General features: G+C 72.6%; 19 protein-coding genes and 1 riboswitch. Of the genes, 10 read left to right on the top strand and 9 right to left on the bottom strand.

The window, feature by feature from the left end; all coding sequences use genetic code 11:
• Position 1 precedes the first annotated feature (1 nt).
• The 5 genes from AOM09_RS01965 to AOM09_RS01945 all read left to right on the top strand — a co-directional run bounded on the left by AOM09_RS01965 (position 2) and on the right by AOM09_RS01945 (position 6,227).
• The gene (locus AOM09_RS01965) at positions 2–1,795 is read left to right on the top strand and encodes a hypothetical protein (RefSeq protein ID WP_156162192.1); all 1,794 of its coding nucleotides are present in this window, start codon (positions 2–4) and stop codon (positions 1,793–1,795) included.
• Between the two features lie 35 nt (positions 1,796–1,830).
• A riboswitch (TPP riboswitch) is annotated at positions 1,831–1,960 on the top strand.
• 19 nt (positions 1,961–1,979) lie between these two features.
• The gene (locus AOM09_RS01960; protein ID WP_062383534.1) at positions 1,980–3,059 is read left to right on the top strand and encodes a thiamine ABC transporter substrate-binding protein; all 1,080 of its coding nucleotides are present in this window, start codon (positions 1,980–1,982) and stop codon (positions 3,057–3,059) included.
• 10 nt (positions 3,060–3,069) lie between these two features.
• Positions 3,070–4,710, top strand: a complete 1,641-nt coding sequence (locus AOM09_RS01955) for an ABC transporter permease (RefSeq protein WP_062383531.1) — start codon at positions 3,070–3,072, stop codon at positions 4,708–4,710.
• Positions 4,707–5,360, top strand: a complete 654-nt coding sequence (locus tag AOM09_RS01950) for an ABC transporter ATP-binding protein (protein ID WP_062383530.1) — start codon at positions 4,707–4,709, stop codon at positions 5,358–5,360. Before AOM09_RS01955 ends, AOM09_RS01950 begins: the two co-directional genes overlap by 4 nt.
• Before the next feature lie 183 nt (positions 5,361–5,543).
• Positions 5,544–6,227 carry a GNAT family N-acetyltransferase gene (locus AOM09_RS01945; protein WP_062383527.1) on the top strand — a complete coding sequence of 228 codons (684 nt, stop codon included), beginning with the start codon at positions 5,544–5,546 and terminating at the stop codon, positions 6,225–6,227.
• Between the two features lie 267 nt (positions 6,228–6,494).
• Here the strand turns inward: AOM09_RS01945 and AOM09_RS01940 are convergent, their stop codons facing one another.
• The 7 genes from AOM09_RS01940 to AOM09_RS01910 form a co-directional block, all read right to left on the bottom strand.
• Complete coding sequence (locus AOM09_RS01940) at positions 6,495–7,673, bottom strand: ABC transporter substrate-binding protein (RefSeq protein WP_062384394.1); 1,179 nt, start codon at positions 7,671–7,673, stop codon at positions 6,495–6,497.
• Positions 7,674–7,748: 75 nt separating this feature from the next.
• Entirely contained in the window at positions 7,749–8,516 is a 768-nt protein-coding gene (locus AOM09_RS01935; protein WP_062383524.1) for an ABC transporter permease, read from the bottom strand.
• Entirely contained in the window at positions 8,513–9,325 is an 813-nt protein-coding gene (locus AOM09_RS01930) for an ABC transporter ATP-binding protein (protein WP_062383520.1), read from the bottom strand. The genes AOM09_RS01935 and AOM09_RS01930 overlap by 4 nt, the downstream gene beginning before the upstream one ends.
• A complete protein-coding gene (locus tag AOM09_RS01925; RefSeq protein ID WP_062383517.1) occupies positions 9,322–10,197 on the bottom strand; it encodes an ABC transporter permease in 876 nt (291 codons plus the stop codon). The genes AOM09_RS01930 and AOM09_RS01925 overlap by 4 nt, the downstream gene beginning before the upstream one ends.
• An 8-nt stretch (positions 10,198–10,205) precedes the next feature.
• On the bottom strand, positions 10,206–11,222 hold the full coding sequence (locus tag AOM09_RS01920; RefSeq protein ID WP_062383514.1) for a TIGR03842 family LLM class F420-dependent oxidoreductase: 1,017 nt from the start codon (positions 11,220–11,222) through the stop codon (positions 10,206–10,208).
• A gap of 11 nt (positions 11,223–11,233) precedes the next feature.
• Positions 11,234–12,670 carry a dihydropyrimidinase gene (hydA, locus tag AOM09_RS01915; RefSeq protein WP_062383511.1) on the bottom strand — a complete coding sequence of 479 codons (1,437 nt, stop codon included), beginning with the start codon at positions 12,668–12,670 and terminating at the stop codon, positions 11,234–11,236.
• A 12-nt stretch (positions 12,671–12,682) separates the two neighbouring features.
• Complete coding sequence (locus AOM09_RS01910; protein ID WP_062383508.1) at positions 12,683–13,531, bottom strand: nitrilase-related carbon-nitrogen hydrolase; 849 nt, start codon at positions 13,529–13,531, stop codon at positions 12,683–12,685.
• A gap of 128 nt (positions 13,532–13,659) precedes the next feature.
• On the opposite strand from AOM09_RS01910, the gene AOM09_RS01905 reads away from it, so the two are divergent.
• The 5 genes from AOM09_RS01905 to cofD all read left to right on the top strand — a co-directional run bounded on the left by AOM09_RS01905 (position 13,660) and on the right by cofD (position 18,935).
• Complete coding sequence (locus AOM09_RS01905) at positions 13,660–15,057, top strand: aminotransferase class I/II-fold pyridoxal phosphate-dependent enzyme (protein ID WP_228375025.1); 1,398 nt, start codon at positions 13,660–13,662, stop codon at positions 15,055–15,057.
• A gap of 101 nt (positions 15,058–15,158) precedes the next feature.
• On the top strand, positions 15,159–16,145 hold the full coding sequence (locus tag AOM09_RS01900; protein ID WP_062383504.1) for a putative F420-0 ABC transporter substrate-binding protein: 987 nt from the start codon (positions 15,159–15,161) through the stop codon (positions 16,143–16,145).
• Positions 16,142–17,179 carry an iron chelate uptake ABC transporter family permease subunit gene (locus tag AOM09_RS01895; protein WP_062383502.1) on the top strand — a complete coding sequence of 346 codons (1,038 nt, stop codon included), beginning with the start codon at positions 16,142–16,144 and terminating at the stop codon, positions 17,177–17,179. The genes AOM09_RS01900 and AOM09_RS01895 overlap by 4 nt, the downstream gene beginning before the upstream one ends.
• Entirely contained in the window at positions 17,170–17,955 is a 786-nt protein-coding gene (locus AOM09_RS01890; protein WP_062383499.1) for an ABC transporter ATP-binding protein, read from the top strand. The genes AOM09_RS01895 and AOM09_RS01890 overlap by 10 nt, the downstream gene beginning before the upstream one ends.
• Positions 17,952–18,935 (top strand): 2-phospho-L-lactate transferase, encoded by a 984-nt coding sequence (cofD, locus tag AOM09_RS01885; protein WP_228375024.1) that lies wholly within the window; start codon positions 17,952–17,954, stop codon positions 18,933–18,935. The genes AOM09_RS01890 and cofD overlap by 4 nt, the downstream gene beginning before the upstream one ends.
• Here the strand turns inward: cofD and cofC are convergent.
• Positions 18,919–19,572, bottom strand: coding sequence for a 2-phospho-L-lactate guanylyltransferase (gene cofC / locus AOM09_RS01880; RefSeq protein ID WP_062383496.1), 654 nt, complete (start codon positions 19,570–19,572; stop codon positions 18,919–18,921). The genes cofD and cofC overlap by 17 nt on opposite strands.
• A complete protein-coding gene (gene cofE, locus AOM09_RS01875) occupies positions 19,569–20,372 on the bottom strand; it encodes a coenzyme F420-0:L-glutamate ligase (RefSeq protein WP_062383493.1) in 804 nt (267 codons plus the stop codon). Before cofE ends, cofC begins: the two co-directional genes overlap by 4 nt.
• Positions 20,373–20,376: the final 4 nt, after the last annotated feature.

The raw sequence follows: 20,376 nt of genomic DNA, 5'->3' as shown, positions 1-20,376 counted from the left end.
CGTGGCCACCGTCGGCGTGGGCCTCGCGCCCGCAGGCGCGGCGGAGGGCGACGTGGTCACCGATCGCGTGCTCGCCTCGTGCGTGCGCACGGCGCTCGACCTCACCGAGTCGGACGTGATCACCGCGGAGGCGATGGCCTCGCTCACCGCGCTCGAGTGCGACAACTACGCGAGCATCCACTCCTTGACGGGCCTCGAGCTCGCCACGAGCCTGACCTCGCTGCGCCTTGAGCTCGTCATGGACGCGGCCGTCGAGCCGCTCGCGACGCTCACGGGCCTCGAGGATCTGCGGCTGCCCGGCGCCGACCTCGGCGACCGGTGGGATGCGCTCGACTCGCTCACCGGCCTGCGCACGGTCGACCTGAGCAACAGCGACGTCACCGACCTCGACTGGCTCGCGACCGAGAACCTCGAGGTGGTCGATATCGGCGCCACCGCCGTCACGGACCTCGCGCCGTTGTCGCATGCCCCGATCCGGTGGCTCTCCGTGGGATCCACCAGGCTGGCCTCGCTCGAGCCCCTCGGCACGTTGAGCAGCCTCGAGACCATGTGGCTCTCCTACGCCGGTGTCTCCGACCTCTCGGCGCTGCGCGGGCTCGACCAGCTCGCCGCCCTGCACGTGTCCCACAACGCGCTCACCGACCTGGCCCCGCTCGCGACGCTGCCCGCGCTGTCGACGCTCGACGTCACGTACAACGGGATCGCGGACCTGACCCCGGTGTCGCACGTGGCCCAGGTCGACGCGCGCTACCAGACCATCCGCACCGGCGCCGAGCTGTGCATGCCGCACCAGGTGACCACGCCGGTCGACCGCGACGGCGGCCTGCTCCAGCCGTCGCGCACCGTCTACATCTGGGACGGCGCGCAGACCGCGTCGGGGTACACGTGGATCCGACCCGAGAGCGAGTACTCGTTCTCCTTCACCAACAGCGACGGCACGTTCGCCGGCAAGGTGATCGAGACCACGGGCACCCACGCGGGCACCGTCGCGTGCGCCTTCGAGTCGACGCCCAAGCCGATCGCCTCCGGGACCGCACGCGCGGGATCGACCCTCACCGCGATCGCAGACGGATGGGCGCCGAGCGTCGAGAGCCTCTCGTATCAGTGGCTGCGCGACGGTTCCGCGATCGGCGACGCGACGTCGGGCACCTACACGCTCCGCTCGGCCGACGTCGGGCACCGGGTGTCGGTGCGCGTCACCGCGCATCGGTACGGCTTCGCCTCGACGTCGACCACGTCCAGCACCCGCGGAGTGACGGCCACCTTCTCCTCGTCGGCGAAGGCCAAGGTCACGGGCTCGTCGATCGAGGGCTTCACCCGCACCGCCGCGACGTCGGGCTTCCCCTCGGGCACCGCGTTCCGCTACCAGTGGCTGCGCGACGGCAAGGCGATCACGGGAGCGACGAAGAAGACGTTCACGCTCCGCCACAAGGACATGGGCCACAAGGTGACGGTGAAGGTCACGGCGTCCAAGCCCGGGTACACGACGCGGACGCTCACCCCCACCGCGACCACGGTGCTGGGCTGGATGGGCGACTACTCCTACACCCCGCTGCCTGCGTCCGTTCGCGTCGGATCGACGGTTTCCGTGAGGAAGCCCGTCTTCGACGTCGCCGCGTCCCGGTACACGTACCGGTGGCGCCGCGACGGCAAGCCGATCGCCGGCGCCACGTCGCGCACCTACACCGCGAGGAAGGCCGATGCGGGCCACAGGCTCACGGTCGCGGTCACCGGCCATCGGACCGGGTACGCACCTCGGACCGCGATCATCGGCCGCACCACGGCGAGGTCCTGACGCTCCTCGCACCTCCGCACCCGCGCTATCCTGGCCGGACACGACAGGGGAGCGCCTCCGTCGCGGGCGACCGCGTCGGTACCAGGGCGCTGAGAGTGCGGAACGCCGCAGACCCTCGAACCTGATCCGGCTCGCACCGGCGTAGGGAGTCGAGTCTCGTCCCCTCCTATTCCGGGAGGAAACCATGCGCGTCACGCGCACCGCGGCCGTCACGGCCGCAGCCATCTCCACCTTGACCCTCGCGGCCTGCTCGACGGCCGCCGAACCCGCCGCCTCCGCGACGGACGATGCACGGGCCACCCCCGCATCGTCCGACACCGCCGGCGGCACGGTCCGCCTGGTCACGCACGACAGCTTCGCCGTGCCGGACGATGCGCTGGCCGCCTTCGAGGCGGCGTCCGGCATCGACGTCGAGCTGGTGCAGCCCGGCGACGCCGGCACGTTGGTGAACCAGCTGGTGCTGACCAAGGACGCGCCGCTGGGCGACGTGGTCTACGGCATCGACAACACCTTCGCATCGCGCGCGATCGACAACGGCGTGCTCGCGGCGTACGCGTCGCAGGCGGCCGCTGCCGCCGACGCCGCCGACTACGCGGTCCCGGGCGCGGAGGACCTCCTCACGGCCGTCGACTACTCGGACGTGTGCCTCAACTACGACCTCGCGTCCTTCCCCGACGGCGCTCCCACGCTCGAGGAGCTCACGGACCCCGCGTACACGGGCATGGTCTCCGTGACCAATCCCGCGACGTCCTCCCCCGGCCTCGCGTTCATGCTCGCGACCGAGGCGGCGCTCGGCGACGGCTGGCTCGACTGGTGGGAGGCCATGCGGGCCAACGACATCAGGGTCACCGCGAGCTGGTCGGACACGTACTACACGGACTTCTCGGCACCGAACTACGGCGGCTCGTACCCCATCGTCCTCAGCTACGCCTCCTCCCCGCCGTACGAGGTCGTCGACGGCGAGCCCACCACCGCCGCGATGCTCGACACCTGCTTCCGCCAGGTCGAGTACGCGGGCGTGCTCGAGGGCGCGGAGAACCCCGGGGGCGCGCAGGCCGTGGTCGACTGGCTGCTCACCGACGAGTTCCAGGCGACGCTCCCGGAGAACATGTACGTGTACCCCGTATCGAGCTCCGCCGAGGTGCCGGCCGACTGGGCCGAGTTCGCCCCGCTCGCGGCCGACCCGTACACGGTCGACCCTGCCGAGATCGACGCGAGGCGGGACGCGTGGATCGACGAGTGGACCGCCGCGGTCCTCGACTGAGCCGCCTCCCGTGAAGCCCTGGCCTGCGAGCGCCCGCCTCTGGTGGGCGCTCGCAGGCGTGCCCGCCGCCTTCCTGGGGCTGTTCTTCCTGTGGCCCGCGGGCACGGTCATCGTGCGAGGGCTGCTGGGCGCGGACGGGTTCGGCGGCGGCGACCTCGCCGGCTCGCTCGAGGTGATCACCCGGTCGCGGACGCTCGACGCGATCGTCACCACCGTGGTGCTCGCGGCGCTCGGCACGCTCGGCTCGCTCGCGCTCGGGCTGCCGGCGGCGTGGGCGCTATCGCGTTTCAGCTGGCGCGGCGCGAGGACGATGCGCGCGCTCGTGACCGTGCCGTTCGTGCTGCCGACCATCGTGGTCGCGGCGGCGTTCCAGGCGCTGCTCGGGCGGTCGGGGATGCTCGGCTTCCTCGGGCTCGATCAGTCGATGGCGGCCATCGTGCTCGCGCTCGTGTTCTTCAACATCTCCGTGGTGGTGCGCATCGTCGGTGGCGCCTGGGAGTCGCTGTCCCCGCGCATGGCCGATGCGGCGCGCACGTTGGGCGCCTCGCCCGCCCGGGCGTTCGTGCGGGTGACGATGCCCGCCTTGCGGCCCGCGATCGCGTCCGCCGCGGCGGTGGTGATGCTCTTCTGCTCGACCTCGTTCGCGCTGGTGCTGGTCCTCGGCGGGTCGCGGATCCGCACCGTCGAGACGGAGATCTACCTGCAGGTCAACCAGTTCCTGGACCTGCGCGCGGCGGCGGTGCTCGCACTGGTGCAGGTGGTGTTCGTCGGGATCGCGCTGTGGGTGAGCGCACGTGCCAGGTCGCCGCGCCCGCCCGCCGCCGTCGAGCCCGCGCGGGCGCCGCGCGGCCGCGAGCGCCTCGGGATCGCCGTCGCCCTCGCCCCGACCGCGCTGCTGCTCACGCTGCCCGGGCTCGCGCTGCTCGAGCGCTCGCTTCGGACCACCGACGGCCACGGTCTCGACCACTACGCGGCCATGGTCGGGGACCCGCCCGCGCGCTCGACCCTCACGGCGCCGCTGTGGCAGGCCGCCGTGACGTCGCTGGCGACGGCCCTGGTCGCGACCGCGATGGCCGCGGCGGTGGGCATCGTGACCGCGCTGCTCGTGGCGCGCCGTTCGCGCCGGGCCTCCGCGCTGGAGTCGCTGGTGATGCTGCCGCTCGGGGTCTCGGCCGTGGTGGTCGGCCTGGGGCTGCTGCTCACCCTCAACAGCTCCGTGCTCGGGGTGGACCTGCGCGGATCCTGGTGGCTGGTGCCCATCGCGCAGGCGGTGGTCGCGCTGCCGCTCATGGTGCGCGCGCTGGTTCCGGCCGCGCGCGCGATCGATCCGCGCCTCCGCGCCGCCGCCGCGACGCTCGGCGCCTCGCCCTGGCGGGTGCTGTGGCGCGTCGACGCGCCTCTTCTGCGGTCCGCAACCGCCGCCTCGATCGCGTTCGCGTTCGCCATCTCGATGGGCGAGTTCGGCGCGACGGCCTTCGTGGCCCGCCCGGACCGGCCGACCCTGCCGACCGCCATCGCGAAGCTGCTGTCCCGCCCGGGCATCGACAATGTGGGCATGGCCTACGCCGCCGCGGTCCTCCTCGCCGCCCTCACCGCCGCCGTCATGCTCGCGTCGGAGCGCCTGCGCACCACCGTCGGAGCCGAGCTGTGAGCGGGCTGACGGTCCGGGACCTGCGCGTCACATATCCCGGCAGGCCACCCGTCGAGGCGGTCCGCGGCGTCTCGCTCGAGATCGCGCGCGGCGAGTCGGTGGCGCTGCTGGGCCCCTCCGGTTGCGGCAAGTCCTCGCTGCTGTCCGCCGTGGTGGGCATCGTCGACGCCTCCGGCGGGACGGTGCGCTGGGACGCGGAGGACCTCGCGCGGGTTCCGGTCCATAGGCGCGGCTTCGGCCTGGTGTTCCAGGACGGGCAGCTGTTCCCCCACCTCACCGTGGGCGCGAACATCGCGTTCGGGCTGGAAATGGCGGGCATGGCGCGCGCGGCGCGAGCCGAGCGGGTCGCGGAGCTGCTCGAGCTGGTGGGGCTTGCCGGGCTCGGCGGCCGTGCCGTCACGGAGCTCAGCGGGGGCCAGCGGCAACGTGTGGCGCTCGCGCGGTCGCTTGGCCCGAGGCCCCGGCTGCTCGCCCTCGACGAGCCGCTGTCCTCGCTGGACGCGGACCTCCGCTCGCGCCTCGCCGTCGAGGTACGCGACATCCTGCAGACCTCGGGCACCACGGGGCTGGTGGTGACACACGATGCCGCCGAGGCTGCGGTGATGGCCGACCGCGTGCTCCGCATGGACGACGGGCGGTTGGCGGACTGATCGCCCCGCGCGCGCTGACCGCCCCCGCGCGCTGGGAGGTGCTGAGTGCTCAAAACGGCCCGGAACGGGCACTGAGCACCTCGCGGGGAGCGCGAGGGGGCCGGGCAAGGAGCGCGAGGGGGGCCGGGCGAGGAGCGCGAGCACCTCGCGGGGCGCGCGACTGGGTGCGGGACAATCGATGCCATGTCCCTCTCCGAGCTCGACCACCCTGTGTTCCACGCGCTGTCCGACGCGCATCGTCACCTCGCCATCCGCCAGGGTGAGGCCGCCCGCTTCCGCCCGACCGTCGCATCGTTCGCCGCGGTGCCGCCAGCGCCCACGGCACAGGACTGGAGCGACCTCGCCGGCGTCGCCGGGGACGATGAGCTGGTCCTGTTCGGCGTGCCGCAGGAGGTCCCCGACGGCTGGGAGGAGACCGAGCGCTTTGCGGTGGTCCAGATGACCGCGCCCGACGGCTTCGGCCGGCCCGCCGACGCGGACGTGGTGCGGCTCTCGCTCGACGATGCGCCCGAGATGCTCGAGATCGTCGCCGAGGCGCAGCCCGGCCCGTTCTTCCCGGAGACGCCCCTCATGGGCGCGTACTACGGGATCCGCGAGGAGGGCCGCCTGGTCGCGCTGGCCGGGGAGCGGCTCACCACGCCGTCCTGGACCGAGATCAGCGCCGTCTGCACGCGCGACACCCACCGCGGCCGCGGCCTCGCGACGCGGCTCATGGCGGTGGTGGCGCACGGCATCCGCGAGCAGGGTCGCCGCCCGTTCCTCCACACGGGTGCGAGCAACGCGACCGCGATCCGGCTCTACGAGCACCTGGGCTTCGAGCGTCGCGACGGCGGCAACGTGGTGCAGTTCGTGCGCGTCGCGCGCTGAGCCGATCGGCGGGCGGCGCGCCCCGCACCCGACGCCGCAAGTCACGGATCTGAGGCACCTCGCTCCAGGCTCCCCGTTCAGCTCCCGTACGCGCGTCCCCAGATCCGTGACTTCGAGAAGGGGCGGGGCGGGGCGGGGGCCGGTGCGCGGGTAACGGGTGCGCCGGCATCGGGCGCGCCTGCAACGGGCGACGCGCGAACAGCGCACGAGACGCGAAAGCGGGCCGGCCCCGAAGGACCGGCCCGCCGCCTCAGCCAGCGCGAGCGGCTACTCGCCGCCCTCGTTCAGCGTGACCTCGATGGGAGCGAAGTCGGCACCCATGGTGTCGACGCCCTCCTCGGCCAGCTCGGCGAGCGCCGCGTCCACGTACTCGTTGGAGTACGCGGCCTCCGGCGGGTCGGCCGAGATGATGGTCGCGCCCTCGGGGTTGACCGTCTCGAGCGCCATCGCGACCGTCGCGTCCCACTGGTCCTCGTTGATGTGCCCGACGCCGGAGGTGGACGGGAAGATCAGCTTGTTGACCTCGTTGGTCATCCACAGCTGGTGCGAGGTGCCGAGCGTCGAGCCCGCCGCCGTCACGATGTCCGCCGCCGCCTCGGGCTCGTCCTTGGCGTAGAGGCAGCCCTCGATGGTGCCCTTGATGAAGGCCGTGGTGGTCTCCGCGTAGGCCTCGTCGGACGCGAGACGCTCGGAGTCAGCCCAGATGGCGTCCTGGAGCATCGCGGTGCCCTCGTCGTTCCAGTCGATGACCACCAGGTCGTCCGCCGTGTAGAGCTCGCCCGTCTCGGGGTTCACCGTCTCGAGGACCTGCGCGTACTCGTTGTACGTCATCGCCTGCGCCGCGTCGATGTCGCCCGCGATGAAGGCGTTCATGTCGAAGGCCTGCTGGACGGTCGAGCCGCCCTCGAGGTCCTCGAGCGTGACGCCGCTCGCCTGCATGCCCGCGATGAGCTCCCACTCGTTGCCGTAGCCCCACGAGCCGACGGACTTGCCCGCGAGGTCCGCGGCCGAGGTGATGCCCGAGTCCGCGAACGCGACCTGCATCGTGCCGGAGCGCTCGAAGATCTGCGCGACGTCGGTGACGGCGGCGCCCTGCTCGATCGCGCCGAGCACCTTCGGCACCCAGGACACCGCGAAGTCCGCGCCGCCCGACGTGAGGACGTCGATGGGCACGATGTCCACGGCGCCCGGGATGATCGTGACGTCGAGGCCCGCGTCCTCGTAGTAGCCCTGGTCGGCCGCCGCGTAGTAGCAGGCGAACTGCGCCTGCGTGAGCCACTGGAGCTGCACGGAGACCGCGGTGAGCTCCGCGGGCGCCTCCGACCCCGTGTCACCGCTCGCGCCGGATGCGGCCGGCTCGGCCTCGTCCGCCGAACAGCCGGTGAGCGTCAGCGCGCCGAGCGCCGCCGCCGTGAACGCCGCGGCACGCGCGCCGCGAGTTGCCATGAATGCCATCTGTCCCAACCCCTCGTTCTCCCTGTGATGCCTGCCTGACCTGCTCGACCGCCCGCCGGCGGACGCCTATGACCCCCCGCGACGGCGCAGCGCCCAGGCCTCGATGCCTGCGGTGACGCCGTAGAAGAGCGCGCCGAGCAGCACGGCGCCGAGCACGTACGCCCAGGCCCCCGTGTAGTTGCTGCCCGCCGCGGCGGAGGTGATCGCCTTGCCCAGACCGTTCGCCGGGCCACCGAAGTACTCCGCGATGAGCGCCGAGATGACCGCGAGCGACGAACCGATCTTGAGCCCGTTGAGCACGTACGGAACGGCTCCGGGAAGCAGCAGCAGGCGGTTGGCCTGCTCCGCGGTGGCGGCATAGGACCGCATCAGGTCACGATGCACGGGCTCGACCTGTCGAAGACCGTTCAGCGTGTTGAGGTACATGGGGACGAAGACGGCGATGGCGGCGATGATCTGCCGGCCCGTGTGGGCGGCCGCGCCGAACATCGCGTAGAACACCGGGGCGAGCGCGACGATCGGGATGACCGCGAGCGCCGCGACCAGCGGCGCGAGCATCTGCGACATCACGCGCAACGCGTTCGCGAGGATCGCGACGAGGATGCCCGTGAGCGCCCCCATCACCAGCCCGATGAGCGCGTTGAGCCCCGTTACCCTCGCGGCGTCGACGATGTGGGAGAGGGACCGCGCGAACGCATCCGCGATCCCCGACGGGGACGGCACCAGGAAGGGCGCGACGTCGAAGGCGACCACCAGGAGCTGCCACAGCGCGATCGCGACGACGCCCAGAACCGCCGGGGCGAGCATCGTGCGTGCCGTGGTCGCGCCCCTCATCGGTTCTCGACCCCCCGGGGACCGGACGATGCGTCGGCGCCGCCGTGCAGCGCGGAGCGCACCGCCGTGACGCCCTCGTAGAACGCGGCGTCCTCGCGCAGCTCCTCGTCGCGCGAGGAGAAGCTGAGGTCGATGACGTCCGTGATCCGGCCCGGCCGCGGCGACATCACCACCACGCGGTCCGAGAGGAACACCGCCTCCGGGATCGAGTGGGTGACGAAGATGACGGCGGCGCCGGTCTCCTGGCACAGCGCGACCAGCTCGTTCTGCATGTGCTCGCGCGTCATCTCGTCGAGCGCGCCGAAGGGCTCGTCCATGAGCAGGAGCCGGGGACGCTCGGCCATGGACCGGGCGATCGCGACGCGCTGCTTCATGCCTCCCGAGAGCTGGTCGGGGTGGTGGTCCGCGAAGTCCTCGAGGCCGATGAGCGCGAGCAGCTCATCCGACCGCTCGCGCCGGGCTCGCGCCTCGACGCCGTGGATCTCGAGCGGCAGCTCGATGTTCGCGCGGACGGTCCGCCACGGCAGCAGGCCCGCCTGCTGGAACGCGATGCCGTAGTCCTGGTCCTTGCGCGCCTGCTCGACGCTCTTGCCGAACACCTCGATCGTGCCGGAGGTGACGGGGTCCAGGTCCGCGACCAGGCGCATGAGCGTGCTCTTGCCGCATCCGGACGGCCCGATCAGCGACACGAACTCGCCGGCGGCGACCTCGAGGCTGACGTCGGACAGCGCGTGGACCTCCCCACCCTTGCGGGTGCGGAAGACCTTGTCGACGCCCGAGATGGTGACGGCGGCGCGGGTGGCGCTCATGCGGGGACCTCTCCTCTCCTGAACCGCCCGAGACCGCGCCCGAGCAGCGCGACGAGCCCCGCGGACAGCAGCCCGATGAGCACGGCGCCCAAGATCGGTGCCCAGGTCTTGGCGGGGTCGCCGCTCGCGGTGGCGGCGAACTCGATGATCATGCGGCCGATGCCGCCGCCCAGGCCGATGCTGACCTCGGCCACCACGGTGCCCACCACGGCGTTCGCGGCGGCCAGCTTGAGCGCGGGCATGAGGTACGGGACCGAGGCGGGCAGGCGCAGCCGGACGAGCGTGGTCCACCATCCCGCGGCGTAGGCGTGGAACAGGTCGGTGTCCGCCTGCGGCGGCGACTTGAGGCCGCGGAGCGCGCTCACGGCGACGGGGAAGAACGCGAGATACGAGGCGATCACCGCCACGGACATCCAGTTCTCCCACTGGAAGGGGCCGAGGTGGATGGCGGTGCCCCAGCGCTTGACCAGCGGCGCGATCGCGATGAGCGGCACCGTCTGGCTCAGGACCACCCACGGGAGCACGGCGCTCTCCGCCGTGATCCAGCGCTGCATCAGCAGCGCGAGCAGCATCCCCGAGACCACGCCGAGCACCCAGCCGAGCACCGCGATCCCCAGGGAGAACGCCGCCGCCTGCAGCACGGCCCACCACAGGACGTCAGCACCGGCGGCGCGGGTGACCGGCTCGAACAGCCGGGTCACCATGTCCCAGATGTGCGGCATCGCGATGTCGGTGGTGCGCGGCAGCACGGTGACGGTGCCGACCGTCACGCCGTCGTCGGGAGCGATCGCCTTGTAGAGCTCCCAGAGCGCCGCGACCCCGAGGACGCCGACGACGCTCCAGAGGGTCGCCTGCGCCCTGGCCGTCCGCATCGTCCGCCTCACACCTTCGCCGTGATCGCGTCCGTCAGCGCCGGGATGACGGTCTCGCCGTAGACGCGTAGCGTCTCCTCCTTGTTGTCGTGCTGGAGGTAGCCCGCGAACTGCGTCATGCCCGCGTCGCGGAGCTCCTCGAGCTTCGCGATGTGATCCGCCGCCGTGCCGAGCACGCAGAAGCGGTCGACGATCTCGTCGGGGACGAACTCGGTGTGCGAGTTCCCCGCGCGGCCGTGCTCGTTGTAGTCGTAGCCCTCGCGGCCCTTGATGTAGTCGGACAGCGCCGTCGGGATCGCCCCCGAGTCGCCGTAGCGGCCCACGATGTCCGCGACATGGTTGCCCACCATGCCCCCGAACCAGCGGCACTGCTCGCGCATGTGCTCCCAGTCGTCGCCGATGTACATGGGCGCGGAGACGCAGAACGTCAGGCTCTCCGGGTCGCGCCCGGCATCGGACGCGGCGGTCTTGACCGAGTCGATCATCCAGCGCGCGATGTCGACGTCCGCGCACTGGAGGATGAAGCCGTCGCCCACCTCGCCCGCGGCCTTGAGCGCGAGCGGCCCGTACGCCGCGACCCACACCTCGAGCGACGAGGTCCGCGCCCACGGGAACTGCAGCTGCGCGCCCTTGTACTCGACGGACCGGCAGTTCGCGAGCTCGCGGATCACGTGGATCGACTCGCGCATCTCGCGCACCGTGACGGGCTTGCCGTTGGTCACGCGCACCGCGGAGTCGCCGCGACCCATGCCGCACACCGTGCGGTTGCCGTACATCTCGTTGAGCGTCGCGAACACCGAGGCGGTGACGGTCCAGTCGCGCGTCGCGGGGTTGGTGACGAAGGGCCCGACCTTGATGCGGTCGGTCTGCGCGAGGATCGCGCTGTAGATGACGTACGGCTCCTGCCACAGCAGGTGCGAGTCGAACGTCCACGCGTAGCCGAAGCCGTGCTCCTCGGCCAGCTTGGCGAGCGCGATGGTGCGCTGCGCGGGCGGGTTGGTCTGCAGGACGACCCCGAAGTCCATGACGAGCCTCCTCAGATCAGGTACTGCGACAGTCCGCGGCGCAGGAACTCGCCGTGGCCCTTGCGGCCGTGGAAGGTCCCGTCCTCGACCAGGACCGTGCCGCGCGAGAGGACCACGTCGACGTGCCCGTCGATCTCGTAGCCCTCCCATGCGGAGTGGTCCATGTTCATGTGGTGGGTCTTGTCGACGCCGATGGACGTGTGGCCGTTCGGGTCGTAGATGACGATGTCGGCATCGGCTCCCGGCTGGATCACGCCCTTCTTCCCGTACATGCCGAACATCCGCGCCGGCGTGGTCGAGGTGAGCTCGACCCAACGCTCGAGCGAGATCTCCCCGGTGACCACGCCCTGGTACATGAGGTCCATGCGGTGCTCGACCGAGCCGATCCCGTTCGGGATCGCGCGGAAGTCGCCCAGCCCGAGCTCCTTCTGGTCCTTCATGCAGAACGGGCAGTGGTCGGTCGAGACCATCTGCAGGTCGTTGGTGCGCAGCGCCTGCCACATGTGGTCCTGGTGCCCCTCTGCTCGCGAGCGCAGCGGCGTCGAGCACACGTACTTCGCGCCCTCGAAGGCTCCCCACTGCTCGCTGGTCGCGCCGAGCTGCTCCTCGAGCGACATGTAGAGGTACTGCGGGCAGGTCTCGCCGAACACGTTCTGGCCGTTGTCGCGCGCCGTCGCGAGCTGCGCGACGGCCTGCTTGGCGCTCACGTGGACCACGTACAGCGGCGCGCCCGTGAGGTGGCTGAGCATGATGGCACGATGCGTGGCCTCCTCCTCGGCCTGCCACGCCCGCGCGATGCCGTGGTAGTACGGCTCGATCTTGCCCTGCTTGACCAGCTGCTCCGCGAGGACGTCGATGACCGGGCCGTTCTCGGCGTGCATCATCGTCATGAGGCCGGTGTCCGCGGAGATCTGCATGGCCTTGAGGATCTGCGCATCGTCCGAGTAGAAGACGCCCGGGTACGCCATGAACATCTTGAAGCTGGTGATGCCCTCGTCGATGAGCTTCGGCAGCGCGGCGAGCGAGTGCTCGTCGACGCCGCCGATGATCTGGTGGAAGCCGTAGTCGACGTGGCAGTTGCCCGCCGCGAGCTCGTGCCAGTGCGCGAGCCCGTCCTCGACCTTCTCGCCGTAGCGCTGCACGGCGAAGTCGACGATCGACGTGGTGCCGCCCCAGGCGGCCGCGGCGGTGCCCGACTCGAAGGTGTCCGAGGCGGAGGTCCCGCCGAACGGGAGCTGCATGTGGGTGTGCGCGTCGATGCCGCCGGGGATGACGTACTTGCCGCTCGCGTCGATGACGCGATCGACGGTGCGCGGCAGGTCCGCGCCGAGCGCGGTCGAGCCGGGCTGGAGGACCGCGACGATGCTCTCGCCGTCGACCAGCACGTCCGCCAGCACGCGTCCGGTGGCCGAGACGACCGTGCCGCCCGTGATCAGCGTGGTTGCCATGTCCGTGCCTCCCTACGGCGCCGTGATCTCGTCGTACGTGTCCGGCCGGCGGTCGCGGTAGAACTGCCAGTCGTCGCGCATCTCCTGCACGAGCCCGAGGTCGAGGTCGCGGATGAGGATCTCCTCGCTCTCGCCCGAGCCGAGCTCGCCCACGTAGTTGCCGCGCGGGTCGACGATCTGCGAGGTGCCGTAGAAGTTCACGGCCTCGTCCCCGTACTCGTTGTCCTCGAGGCCCACGCGGTTGGGCGCGAGCACGAAGTACCCGTTGGCGACGGCCGCAGCGGGCTGCTCGATCTCCCACAGGCGGTTGCTGAGTCCCGGCTTGGTGGCGTTGGGGTTGAAGGCGAGGTGGGCGCCGTTGAGGCCCAGCTCACGCCACGCCTCGGGGAAGTGGCGGTCGTAGCAGATGATGACGCCGACCTTGCCGACCGCGGTGTCGAACACCGGGTAGCCCATGTTGCCCGGACGGAAGTAGAACTTCTCCCAGAACTTCTCGACGTGCGGGATGTGGTTCTTGCGGTACTTGCCCAGGACGGTGCCGTCCGCATCCACCACCACAGCGGTGTTGTAGTAGACGCCGGTCTGCGCCTCCTCGTAGATGGGGAGGACCATCACCATCGACAGCTCCTTCGCGAGCGCCGCGAAGCGCTGCACGATGGGCCCGTCGGCCTGCTCGGCGAAGCGGTAGTACTTCTTGTCCTGGGTGATGCCGAAGTAGGGGCCGTAGAAGAGCTCCTGGAAGCAGATGACCTGGGCGCCCTGCGCCGCGGCCGTCCGCGCGAACTGCTCGTGCTTGTCGAGCATGGACTCCTTGTCGCCCGTCCACGTGGTCTGGGTGATGGCCGCCCTGATCACCGTCATGTCGTCTCCTCGCGCTCTTTCCAGTCCGATGCAGTGACTGTTACTGTCGCGATTGAACATTTCCCTTGGGTTACCTGCTGTAACAGGTTGATGAACGCTCGAGACCAGATCGGACGAAGGGGGTGCGGGTGGCGCTGATCGACCGCCTGGCGAGCCAGATCGAGGAGCCGAGCCCTCAAGGCATCGCCTCCGCCCTGTCGATGCTCATCCGCACGGGCGAGGTCGCCCCGCGCACGCGGCTGCCGACGGTGCGCGACGTGGCCAAGCGGCTCGAGGTGAGCCCCGGCACCGTGAGCGCGGCCTGGCACGGGCTGGTCGACGCCGGCCTCATCGAGGCGCGCGGCCGCGCCGGCTCCTATGTGCTCGAGCCCCGCACACCGTGGCTCACCACACGGTCGGGCCACCTCGCTGAGGTCGCGGCGGCCACGCCTCCCGGCGTCGAGCGACTCGAGCTCGCGATCGGCATCCCCGACCCCCTGCTGCTGCCCGACATCACCGCGGCGCTCGAGCGCGTGGCGCCGTCGCGGGCGGCGGTCGGCTCGTACCTGCAGCCCCCGCTGCTGCCCGAGCTCGAGGCGCCGCTGCGCGCGCTGTGGCCCGCTCCCGTCCAGGCCCTCACCGTGCTCGACGGCGTCATGGACGGGATCGAGCGCGCGCTGCGCTCGGTGGCGCGGTTCGGCGACCGGGTCATCGTGGAGACCCCGACCTTCCCCATGCTCCTCGACCTGCTCGAGCACCTCCACCTCATGGCCGTGCCCGTGCGGATGGACGCGCACGGGATCATCCCCGCGAGCCTCGAGGCCGCGCTCGCCTCGCGCCCGGCGGCGGTGATCGTCCAACCCCGCGCGCAGAACCCCACCGGCATCTCCATGACCGCGTCGCGCGCCGACGAGCTCGCGGCGGTGCTCACGCGGCATCGCTACGGCCGCGACGCCGTCATCATCGAGGACGACCACACGGGGCTGGTCTCGGCCGCGCAGCCGGTGAGCCTGGGAGCGTGGATCCCGCAGCGCACGCTGCGCGTCGCCGGCTTCTCCAAGTCCCACGGCCCCGACCTGCGGATCGCCGCGCTCGGCGGCCCCGCGAGCGCCGTCGAGCGCATCGTCGGGTACCGCGTGCTGGGCCCCGGGTGGACGTCGCGCCTGCTCCAGGCGATCCTGCACGACCTCCTCACCAGCCGCGCCTCGATCCACGCGGTCGACCGCGCGCGGCACGCGTACTTCCTGCGCCAGCGCGAGCTCGCGGCGTGCCTCGCCGCGGCAGGCGTCGAGGTCCCCGTCGCGGACGGCCTCAACGCGTGGGTGCCGGTCGCCGACGAGCACGTTGCCCGGATCACGCTGGCCGCGCACGGCATCAACGTCAGCCGCGGCAGCACGTTCGTGGTCCCGGCCGCGGTGGACCGCGACGAGCCCGGACCGCACACCGGCGATCACATCCGTGTCAGCGTGGGCGCCCTGCGCGAGTCCGTGCCGACCGTCGCCGCGGCCATCGCGGCGGCGGCATCCGGGCGCGAAACATCGGGGTAATGCCAGGTGACTAGCCTGCGCGCACGCCCCGAGGCGCCGGCCTCGGGAGCGCCACGCGCCGTCTCGGCAGGACCGAGCAGCCCGTCGCCCCAGGAGGGCCCATGAGTCGACTCGCACCGAAGGTCATCGTCCTCGCGTCCACGCTGACCCTCGCCGCGTGCACGCAGGCCGACACGCTCCCGCTCGCGACCCCGGCGCCGACCGTCAGCACCGTGACGGCCGACAACTGCGGGTTCATGATCCAGACCGGCGGCACCCCCGACCGCATCGTGACCGTGAAGTCCACCACCACGGAGCTCCTCATCGAGCTGGGCCTGGCCGACCGCATCGTGGGCGCCGCGTTCCTCGACGGGCCGCTCGAGCCCCCGTACACCGCGCTCGAGGCCGACATCCCGATCCTGTCCGACTTCCTGCCCGGGCAGGAGGCGACGCTCGCGCTCGAGCCCGATGCGATCGCGGTGGGATGGGAGTCCAACCTCGCGGCCGACGGCGTGGGCGAGCGCGACGACCTCACGGCGCGCGGGATCCTCACGTACGTCGCGCCCTCCGCGTGCAAGGAGGCCGGTTACCAGCCCGATCCGATGACGTTCGACCTCCTGTGGGACCAGCTCGCGGAGGCCGGCGAGGTGTTCGGCGCGACCGACGCGGCGGACGCGCTGGTCGCGCGCATGCGCGACGACCTCGCCGCGATCACGCCGGACGATCGCGGCCTGAGCGCGCTCTGGTACAGCTCCGGCACGGACGCACCGTACGTGGGCGCGGGCATCGGCGCCCCCCAGATGATGATGGACGCCGCGGGGCTCGACAACGTGTTCGCGGACGTGCACGACACGTGGACGTCCGCCACGTGGGAGGCCGTCGTCGACGCCGACCCCGACGTCATCGTGCTCGTCGACGCCTCGTGGAACACCGCCGCGGACAAGATCGCGATGCTCGAGGACAACCCCGCCACCGCGGCGCTGAGCGCGGTCGAGGACGGCGCCTACCTGGTCGTCCCGTTCGCGGGCGCCGAGGCCGGCGTGCGCAACGTGCAGACGGTCGCGTCGCTCGTCGACCAGCTCGGGACGGCGGTGCCGACGCAGCCATGACCGTCCGCCGCGACCGCCGTGCACGCGCGCTCACCGCCGCCCTCGCGGTGATGCTGCTCGCGTCGGTCGCGGTCGCGGTGACCATCGGCGTCGCGGGGCTGGGCCCGGCCGAGGCGTGGCGCATCGTCGCCTCGCACCTCGCGGGCGACCCGACGGCCGGCACTGCCGACGCGATCGTGTGGTCGATCCGCGCACCGCGCGTGCTCACCGCCGCGCTCGTGGGCGCAGGGCTCGCCGCCGCGGGCGTGGTGATGCAGGGGCTCACGCGCAACCCGCTCGCCGACCCCTACCTGCTCGGGCTGTCCTCCGGCGCCTCGCTCGGCGCGGTCGCGGTGCTGCTGCTAGGCATCGGCTCGACCCTCGCGCTCTCGTTCGCGCTGCCGGTCGCGGCCTTCGCGGGCGCGCTGCTCGCGCTGGGCGCCGCCCTCGGGATCGCGCGCCTCGCCGGGAGCCTCAGCCCGACCATCGTGGTGCTCGCCGGGATCGCCGTGTCGCAGCTGCTCGCGGCATGCACGTCGCTCGTCATCGTGGTCACCGCCAAGGGCGACGCCTACCGGCAGGTGCTCAGCTGGCTGCTCGGCTCGCTCGCGGGCTCCACGTGGGCGACGGTCGCCATCGCGGGAGCCGCCCTCGCGCTCGTCTACCCCCTGCTGCGCCTCCACGCCGCCCCCCTCGACGCCCTCACGCTCGGCGACGCCGCGGCGGAGGCGCTCGGGATCTCGACACGCCGGACCCGCCTGGTGCTCTTCGTCGCGGTGTCGCTGCTCACCGGGGCGATGGTGTCCACGAGCGGCGCGATCGGCTTCGTCGGCCTCATCATTCCCCACCTGGTCCGCGGGCTCGTGGGCGGCCTGCACAGGCACGTCCTGCCCGCGGCGGCGCTCGGCGGGGCCGTGTTCCTCCTGTGGGCGGACACGCTCGCGCGGACGATGCTCGACCCGCGCGAGATCCCCGTCGGGATCGTCACGGCGCTCGTGGGGGTGCCGGTGTTCGTGGTGGTGCTCCGCCACGCGAGGGGGGCCGCATGGAGGTGAGGGTCGAGTCGCTCGCGGTCGCGCGCGGGCATCGCGAGGTGCTCACCGACGTCGCGTTCGTCGCCGCGCCCGGAGAGGTGATCGGCCTGCTGGGCCCCAACGGCGCCGGGAAGTCCACTCTGCTGGCCGCGATCGCGGGGATGCTCGACCCGGCCCGCGGCGCGGTGCTGCTCGACGGACGCCCCGCCCACCTGATCCCCCGCCGCGAGATCGCAAGGGCCGTGGCGCTCATGGAGCAGCAGCCCGACCGGGACATCCCCCTCCGGGCCGTCGACGTGGTCGAGCTGGGGCTGCTGCCTTTCCGCGGGCGCTTCGACCGCGGCGGATCGCCGCGGGACGTGTCCCTCGCGCGAGACAGCCTCGCCGCGGCGGGCGCCGCGCACCTCTCCGAGCGTCCCTGGACGGAGCTCTCGGGAGGCGAACGCCAGCGGGTGTCGCTCGCCCGCGCGCTCGCTCAGCGCCCTCGCCTGCTGCTCCTGGACGAGCCCACCAACCACCTCGACGTGCGCGCGCAGCTCGACACCCTCGCCTTCGTGTCGACCCTGGGCATCACCGCCGTCGCGGCGTTGCACGATCTGGACCATGCCGCACGGCTGTGCACCCGCATCGTCCTCCTCGACCGCGGGCACGTCGCCGCGCTCGGCACCCCGGCCGAGGTGCTCACCCCGACCGTGATCGCCGCCGTCTACGGCGTCGCTGCGACGGTCCTCACCCATCCCGTCGACGGCAGGCCCGTCATCGCGCTCGACGCCGCGACCACCGAGGAGGCCCCATGACCGCTCCCCTGCGCATCGTCGCCCTGTCGGGAGGAGTGGGCGGCGCTCGCTTCATGCGCGGCCTGCTCGCGTGGGGCGCCGCGACCGGCACGCCGCTCGACGTGACGGTCATCGCCAACACGGGCGACGACATGCGCCTCCACGGCCTGCAGGTCTGCCCCGACCTCGACACGCTCATGTACACGCTGGGCGGAGCGATCCACGAAGGCCAGGGGTGGGGACGCGAGGACGAGCGCTTCACCGTCGCCGAGGAGCTGCGGCCGTACGGCGTCGGCTGGGAGTGGTTCACGCTCGGCGACCGGGACCTCGCGACGCACCTCGCGCGGACCTCGCTGCTCGCGACCGGGCTGTCGCTGTCCGAGGCCACGGCCCGCCTCGCCGCACGCTGGGACCTGCCCGTGACCCTGGTGCCCATGAGCGACCAGCCGGTCGAGACGCACGTCGAGCTCGCCTCCGGCGAGACCGTGCACTTCGAGGAGTGGTGGGTGCGCACGCGCGCCGCGGCTCCCGCGCGCCGCTTCGTGCAGGTCGGGGTGGATGATGCCGCGCCCGCGCCCGGCGCGCTCGCCGCCATCGCTGCGGCCGACCTGGTGCTCCTGCCCCCGTCGAATCCGGTGGTCTCTGTCGGCACGATCCTGGGGGTGCCCGGCCTCGCCGACGCGCTGCGCGCCTGCGCGGCCCCGCTCGTCGGGGTGTCCCCGATCATCTCCGGCGCCGCCGTCCGCGGCATGGCCGAGGCCTGCCTCGCCGCCGTCGGCGTCGCCGCGACGGCGGCCGACGTCGCCCTCGACTACCGCGCGCGCCACGGCCTCCTCGACGGCTGGCTCGTGGACGATGCGGACGCGGGCTCCCTGCCCCGGCTCGCTGCGGCCGGGATCGCGGCGGAGGCGCGCCCGCTGTGGATGACCGACGCCGAAGCGACCGCCGCGATCGCGGGGGCCGCGGTGGAGCTGGGCCGCCTGCTCAGCTCGCCGCGCTGAGCAGGGACCTCCCGGCGAGATCGCCCTCGCCGCCCGCGAGCGCGGCCGCCGTGTGCTCCCCGACGCCGAGCCGCATCACGCGGTCGAGGTCCTCGACCAGGTCGACGTCGGCCCGCGCCCGGATCGGGGCGTGGAGCTCGACGTAGCCGGCGCGGCCGTGACGCCCCACCGACTGCGGCCCGAAGCTCATCGGGAAGCGCTCCTGGCGCGACATCAGCATCGTGGTGCCGCTGTCGGCGACGTCTCCCACCATGGACAGCGGGCGCGACGCGGCCGCATCGAGCACCGTCTCGAGATCCTGCGGGCGCAGCGCGGGCAGATCCCCGAGCACCACGGCGATCGGCCCGGTCGCGAGCCCGGCGGCGTATCGCACCGCGGCATTGAGCCCCGCGCCGGCGGCCTGGCGCACCACGCGCAGATGCGGCGCCCCCGCGCCGAGCCAGCAGGGCTCGAGGTCCGAGACCCCGGTGACCACCAGCACGCGGTCCACCCCGGCGGCGCTCGACACCGCGGCGAGCGTGTCGGCGCTGAAGGCCGCGGCCAGCGTGGCTCGCGGCACTCCGTGAACCGTCTCGGGCAGCCGCGACTTTGCGCGGGCGCCTCCCTTGACGGGGACGATCACGGTCCACCCGGTCATGGCTGAGCCTCCCTCTCGTCGTCGCGGAGCGCCTGCGCCATCCGCATCCCGGCGGCGTGACCGGCGGCGAACGCCTCGTCCGAGCCGATCCTGAACATGTCCCCCTCCGCGCCGCGCACGAGCGCCGCGACGCCGAGCCCGGGGTCGTCGGTCACGACGTCGAGCCCGCGCACCACCGCGACCGGGGTCCCGCCGGCCTTGCCCTTGACCAGGTCGGCCGCGCCCGCGAGCTCGTCGACCAGGGCCGTGACCGAGACCGTGAGAGTCCGGCCCTCCTGGTCCGGCGTGCCGCGATGGTCGTCGACCACGCGCACGTAGGCCGCGCCGATCGCGAGGTCGGTCTGCGCCTGGCGCCACGGGCGGCCGAACGTGTCGGTGACGACGACGCCGATGCGGGCACCCGTGCGCTCGCGCAGTTCCTCGGCGAGGGAGCGCGACGATCCGTCGGGGTCCTCGGGCAGCAGCAGCACGTACCCGTCGGGGACGTTCGACACGTCGACGCCCGCCGCCGCCATGACGAAGCCGTGTCGCGTCTCGACGATGCGGGTCGCGGCACCGTCCGCGCGCGGTCGGCTCGCCACCAGGCGGGCCGCCTCCGCGCTGATCGCCTCCTCACGGTCGGCCGCGGCCACGAGCCGGCCCTCGGCCTTCGAGACCACCTTGCTCGCGATCACCAGCACGTCGCCGTCCGCCGCCGGACGTCCGGACCGCGTGAGCGCCTCGGCGATCGCCGCGGCCAGATCGTCACCCGGCCGCACCTCGCCGATGCCCTCGACGGCCCACACGCTCAGCTCCCGCATCGTC

The sequence above is a fragment of the Demequina iriomotensis genome, assembly GCF_000971395.1.
In the GTDB taxonomy this organism is placed as follows: domain Bacteria; phylum Actinomycetota; class Actinomycetes; order Actinomycetales; family Demequinaceae; genus Demequina; species Demequina iriomotensis.
The sequence above is the reverse complement of the archived record's forward strand: the minus strand, read 5'-3'. Positions and strand labels throughout refer to the sequence as shown.

What these genes read in the sequence shown, in the direction of transcription:
- AOM09_RS01960 (WP_062383534.1), top strand. Translation starts at nt 1,980, where the DNA reads ATGCGCGTCACGCGCACCGCGGCCGTCACGGCCGCAGCCATCTCCACC.
- AOM09_RS01945 (WP_062383527.1), top strand. Translation starts at nt 5,544, where the DNA reads ATGTCCCTCTCCGAGCTCGACCACCCTGTGTTCCACGCGCTGTCCGAC.
- AOM09_RS01940 (WP_062384394.1), bottom strand. Translation starts at nt 7,673, where the DNA reads ATGGCAACTCGCGGCGCGCGTGCCGCGGCGTTCACGGCGGCGGCGCTC.
- AOM09_RS01935 (WP_062383524.1), bottom strand. Translation starts at nt 8,516, where the DNA reads ATGAGGGGCGCGACCACGGCACGCACGATGCTCGCCCCGGCGGTTCTG.
- AOM09_RS01930 (WP_062383520.1), bottom strand. Translation starts at nt 9,325, where the DNA reads ATGAGCGCCACCCGCGCCGCCGTCACCATCTCGGGCGTCGACAAGGTC.
- AOM09_RS01925 (WP_062383517.1), bottom strand. Translation starts at nt 10,197, where the DNA reads ATGCGGACGGCCAGGGCGCAGGCGACCCTCTGGAGCGTCGTCGGCGTC.
- AOM09_RS01920 (WP_062383514.1), bottom strand. Translation starts at nt 11,222, where the DNA reads ATGGACTTCGGGGTCGTCCTGCAGACCAACCCGCCCGCGCAGCGCACC.
- hydA (WP_062383511.1), bottom strand. Translation starts at nt 12,670, where the DNA reads ATGGCAACCACGCTGATCACGGGCGGCACGGTCGTCTCGGCCACCGGA.
- AOM09_RS01910 (WP_062383508.1), bottom strand. Translation starts at nt 13,531, where the DNA reads ATGACGGTGATCAGGGCGGCCATCACCCAGACCACGTGGACGGGCGAC.
- AOM09_RS01900 (WP_062383504.1), top strand. Translation starts at nt 15,159, where the DNA reads ATGAGTCGACTCGCACCGAAGGTCATCGTCCTCGCGTCCACGCTGACC.
- AOM09_RS01895 (WP_062383502.1), top strand. Translation starts at nt 16,142, where the DNA reads ATGACCGTCCGCCGCGACCGCCGTGCACGCGCGCTCACCGCCGCCCTC.
- AOM09_RS01890 (WP_062383499.1), top strand. Translation starts at nt 17,170, where the DNA reads ATGGAGGTGAGGGTCGAGTCGCTCGCGGTCGCGCGCGGGCATCGCGAG.
- cofD (WP_228375024.1), top strand. Translation starts at nt 17,952, where the DNA reads ATGACCGCTCCCCTGCGCATCGTCGCCCTGTCGGGAGGAGTGGGCGGC.
- cofC (WP_062383496.1), bottom strand. Translation starts at nt 19,572, where the DNA reads ATGACCGGGTGGACCGTGATCGTCCCCGTCAAGGGAGGCGCCCGCGCA.
- cofE (WP_062383493.1), bottom strand. Translation starts at nt 20,372, where the DNA reads ATGCGGGAGCTGAGCGTGTGGGCCGTCGAGGGCATCGGCGAGGTGCGG.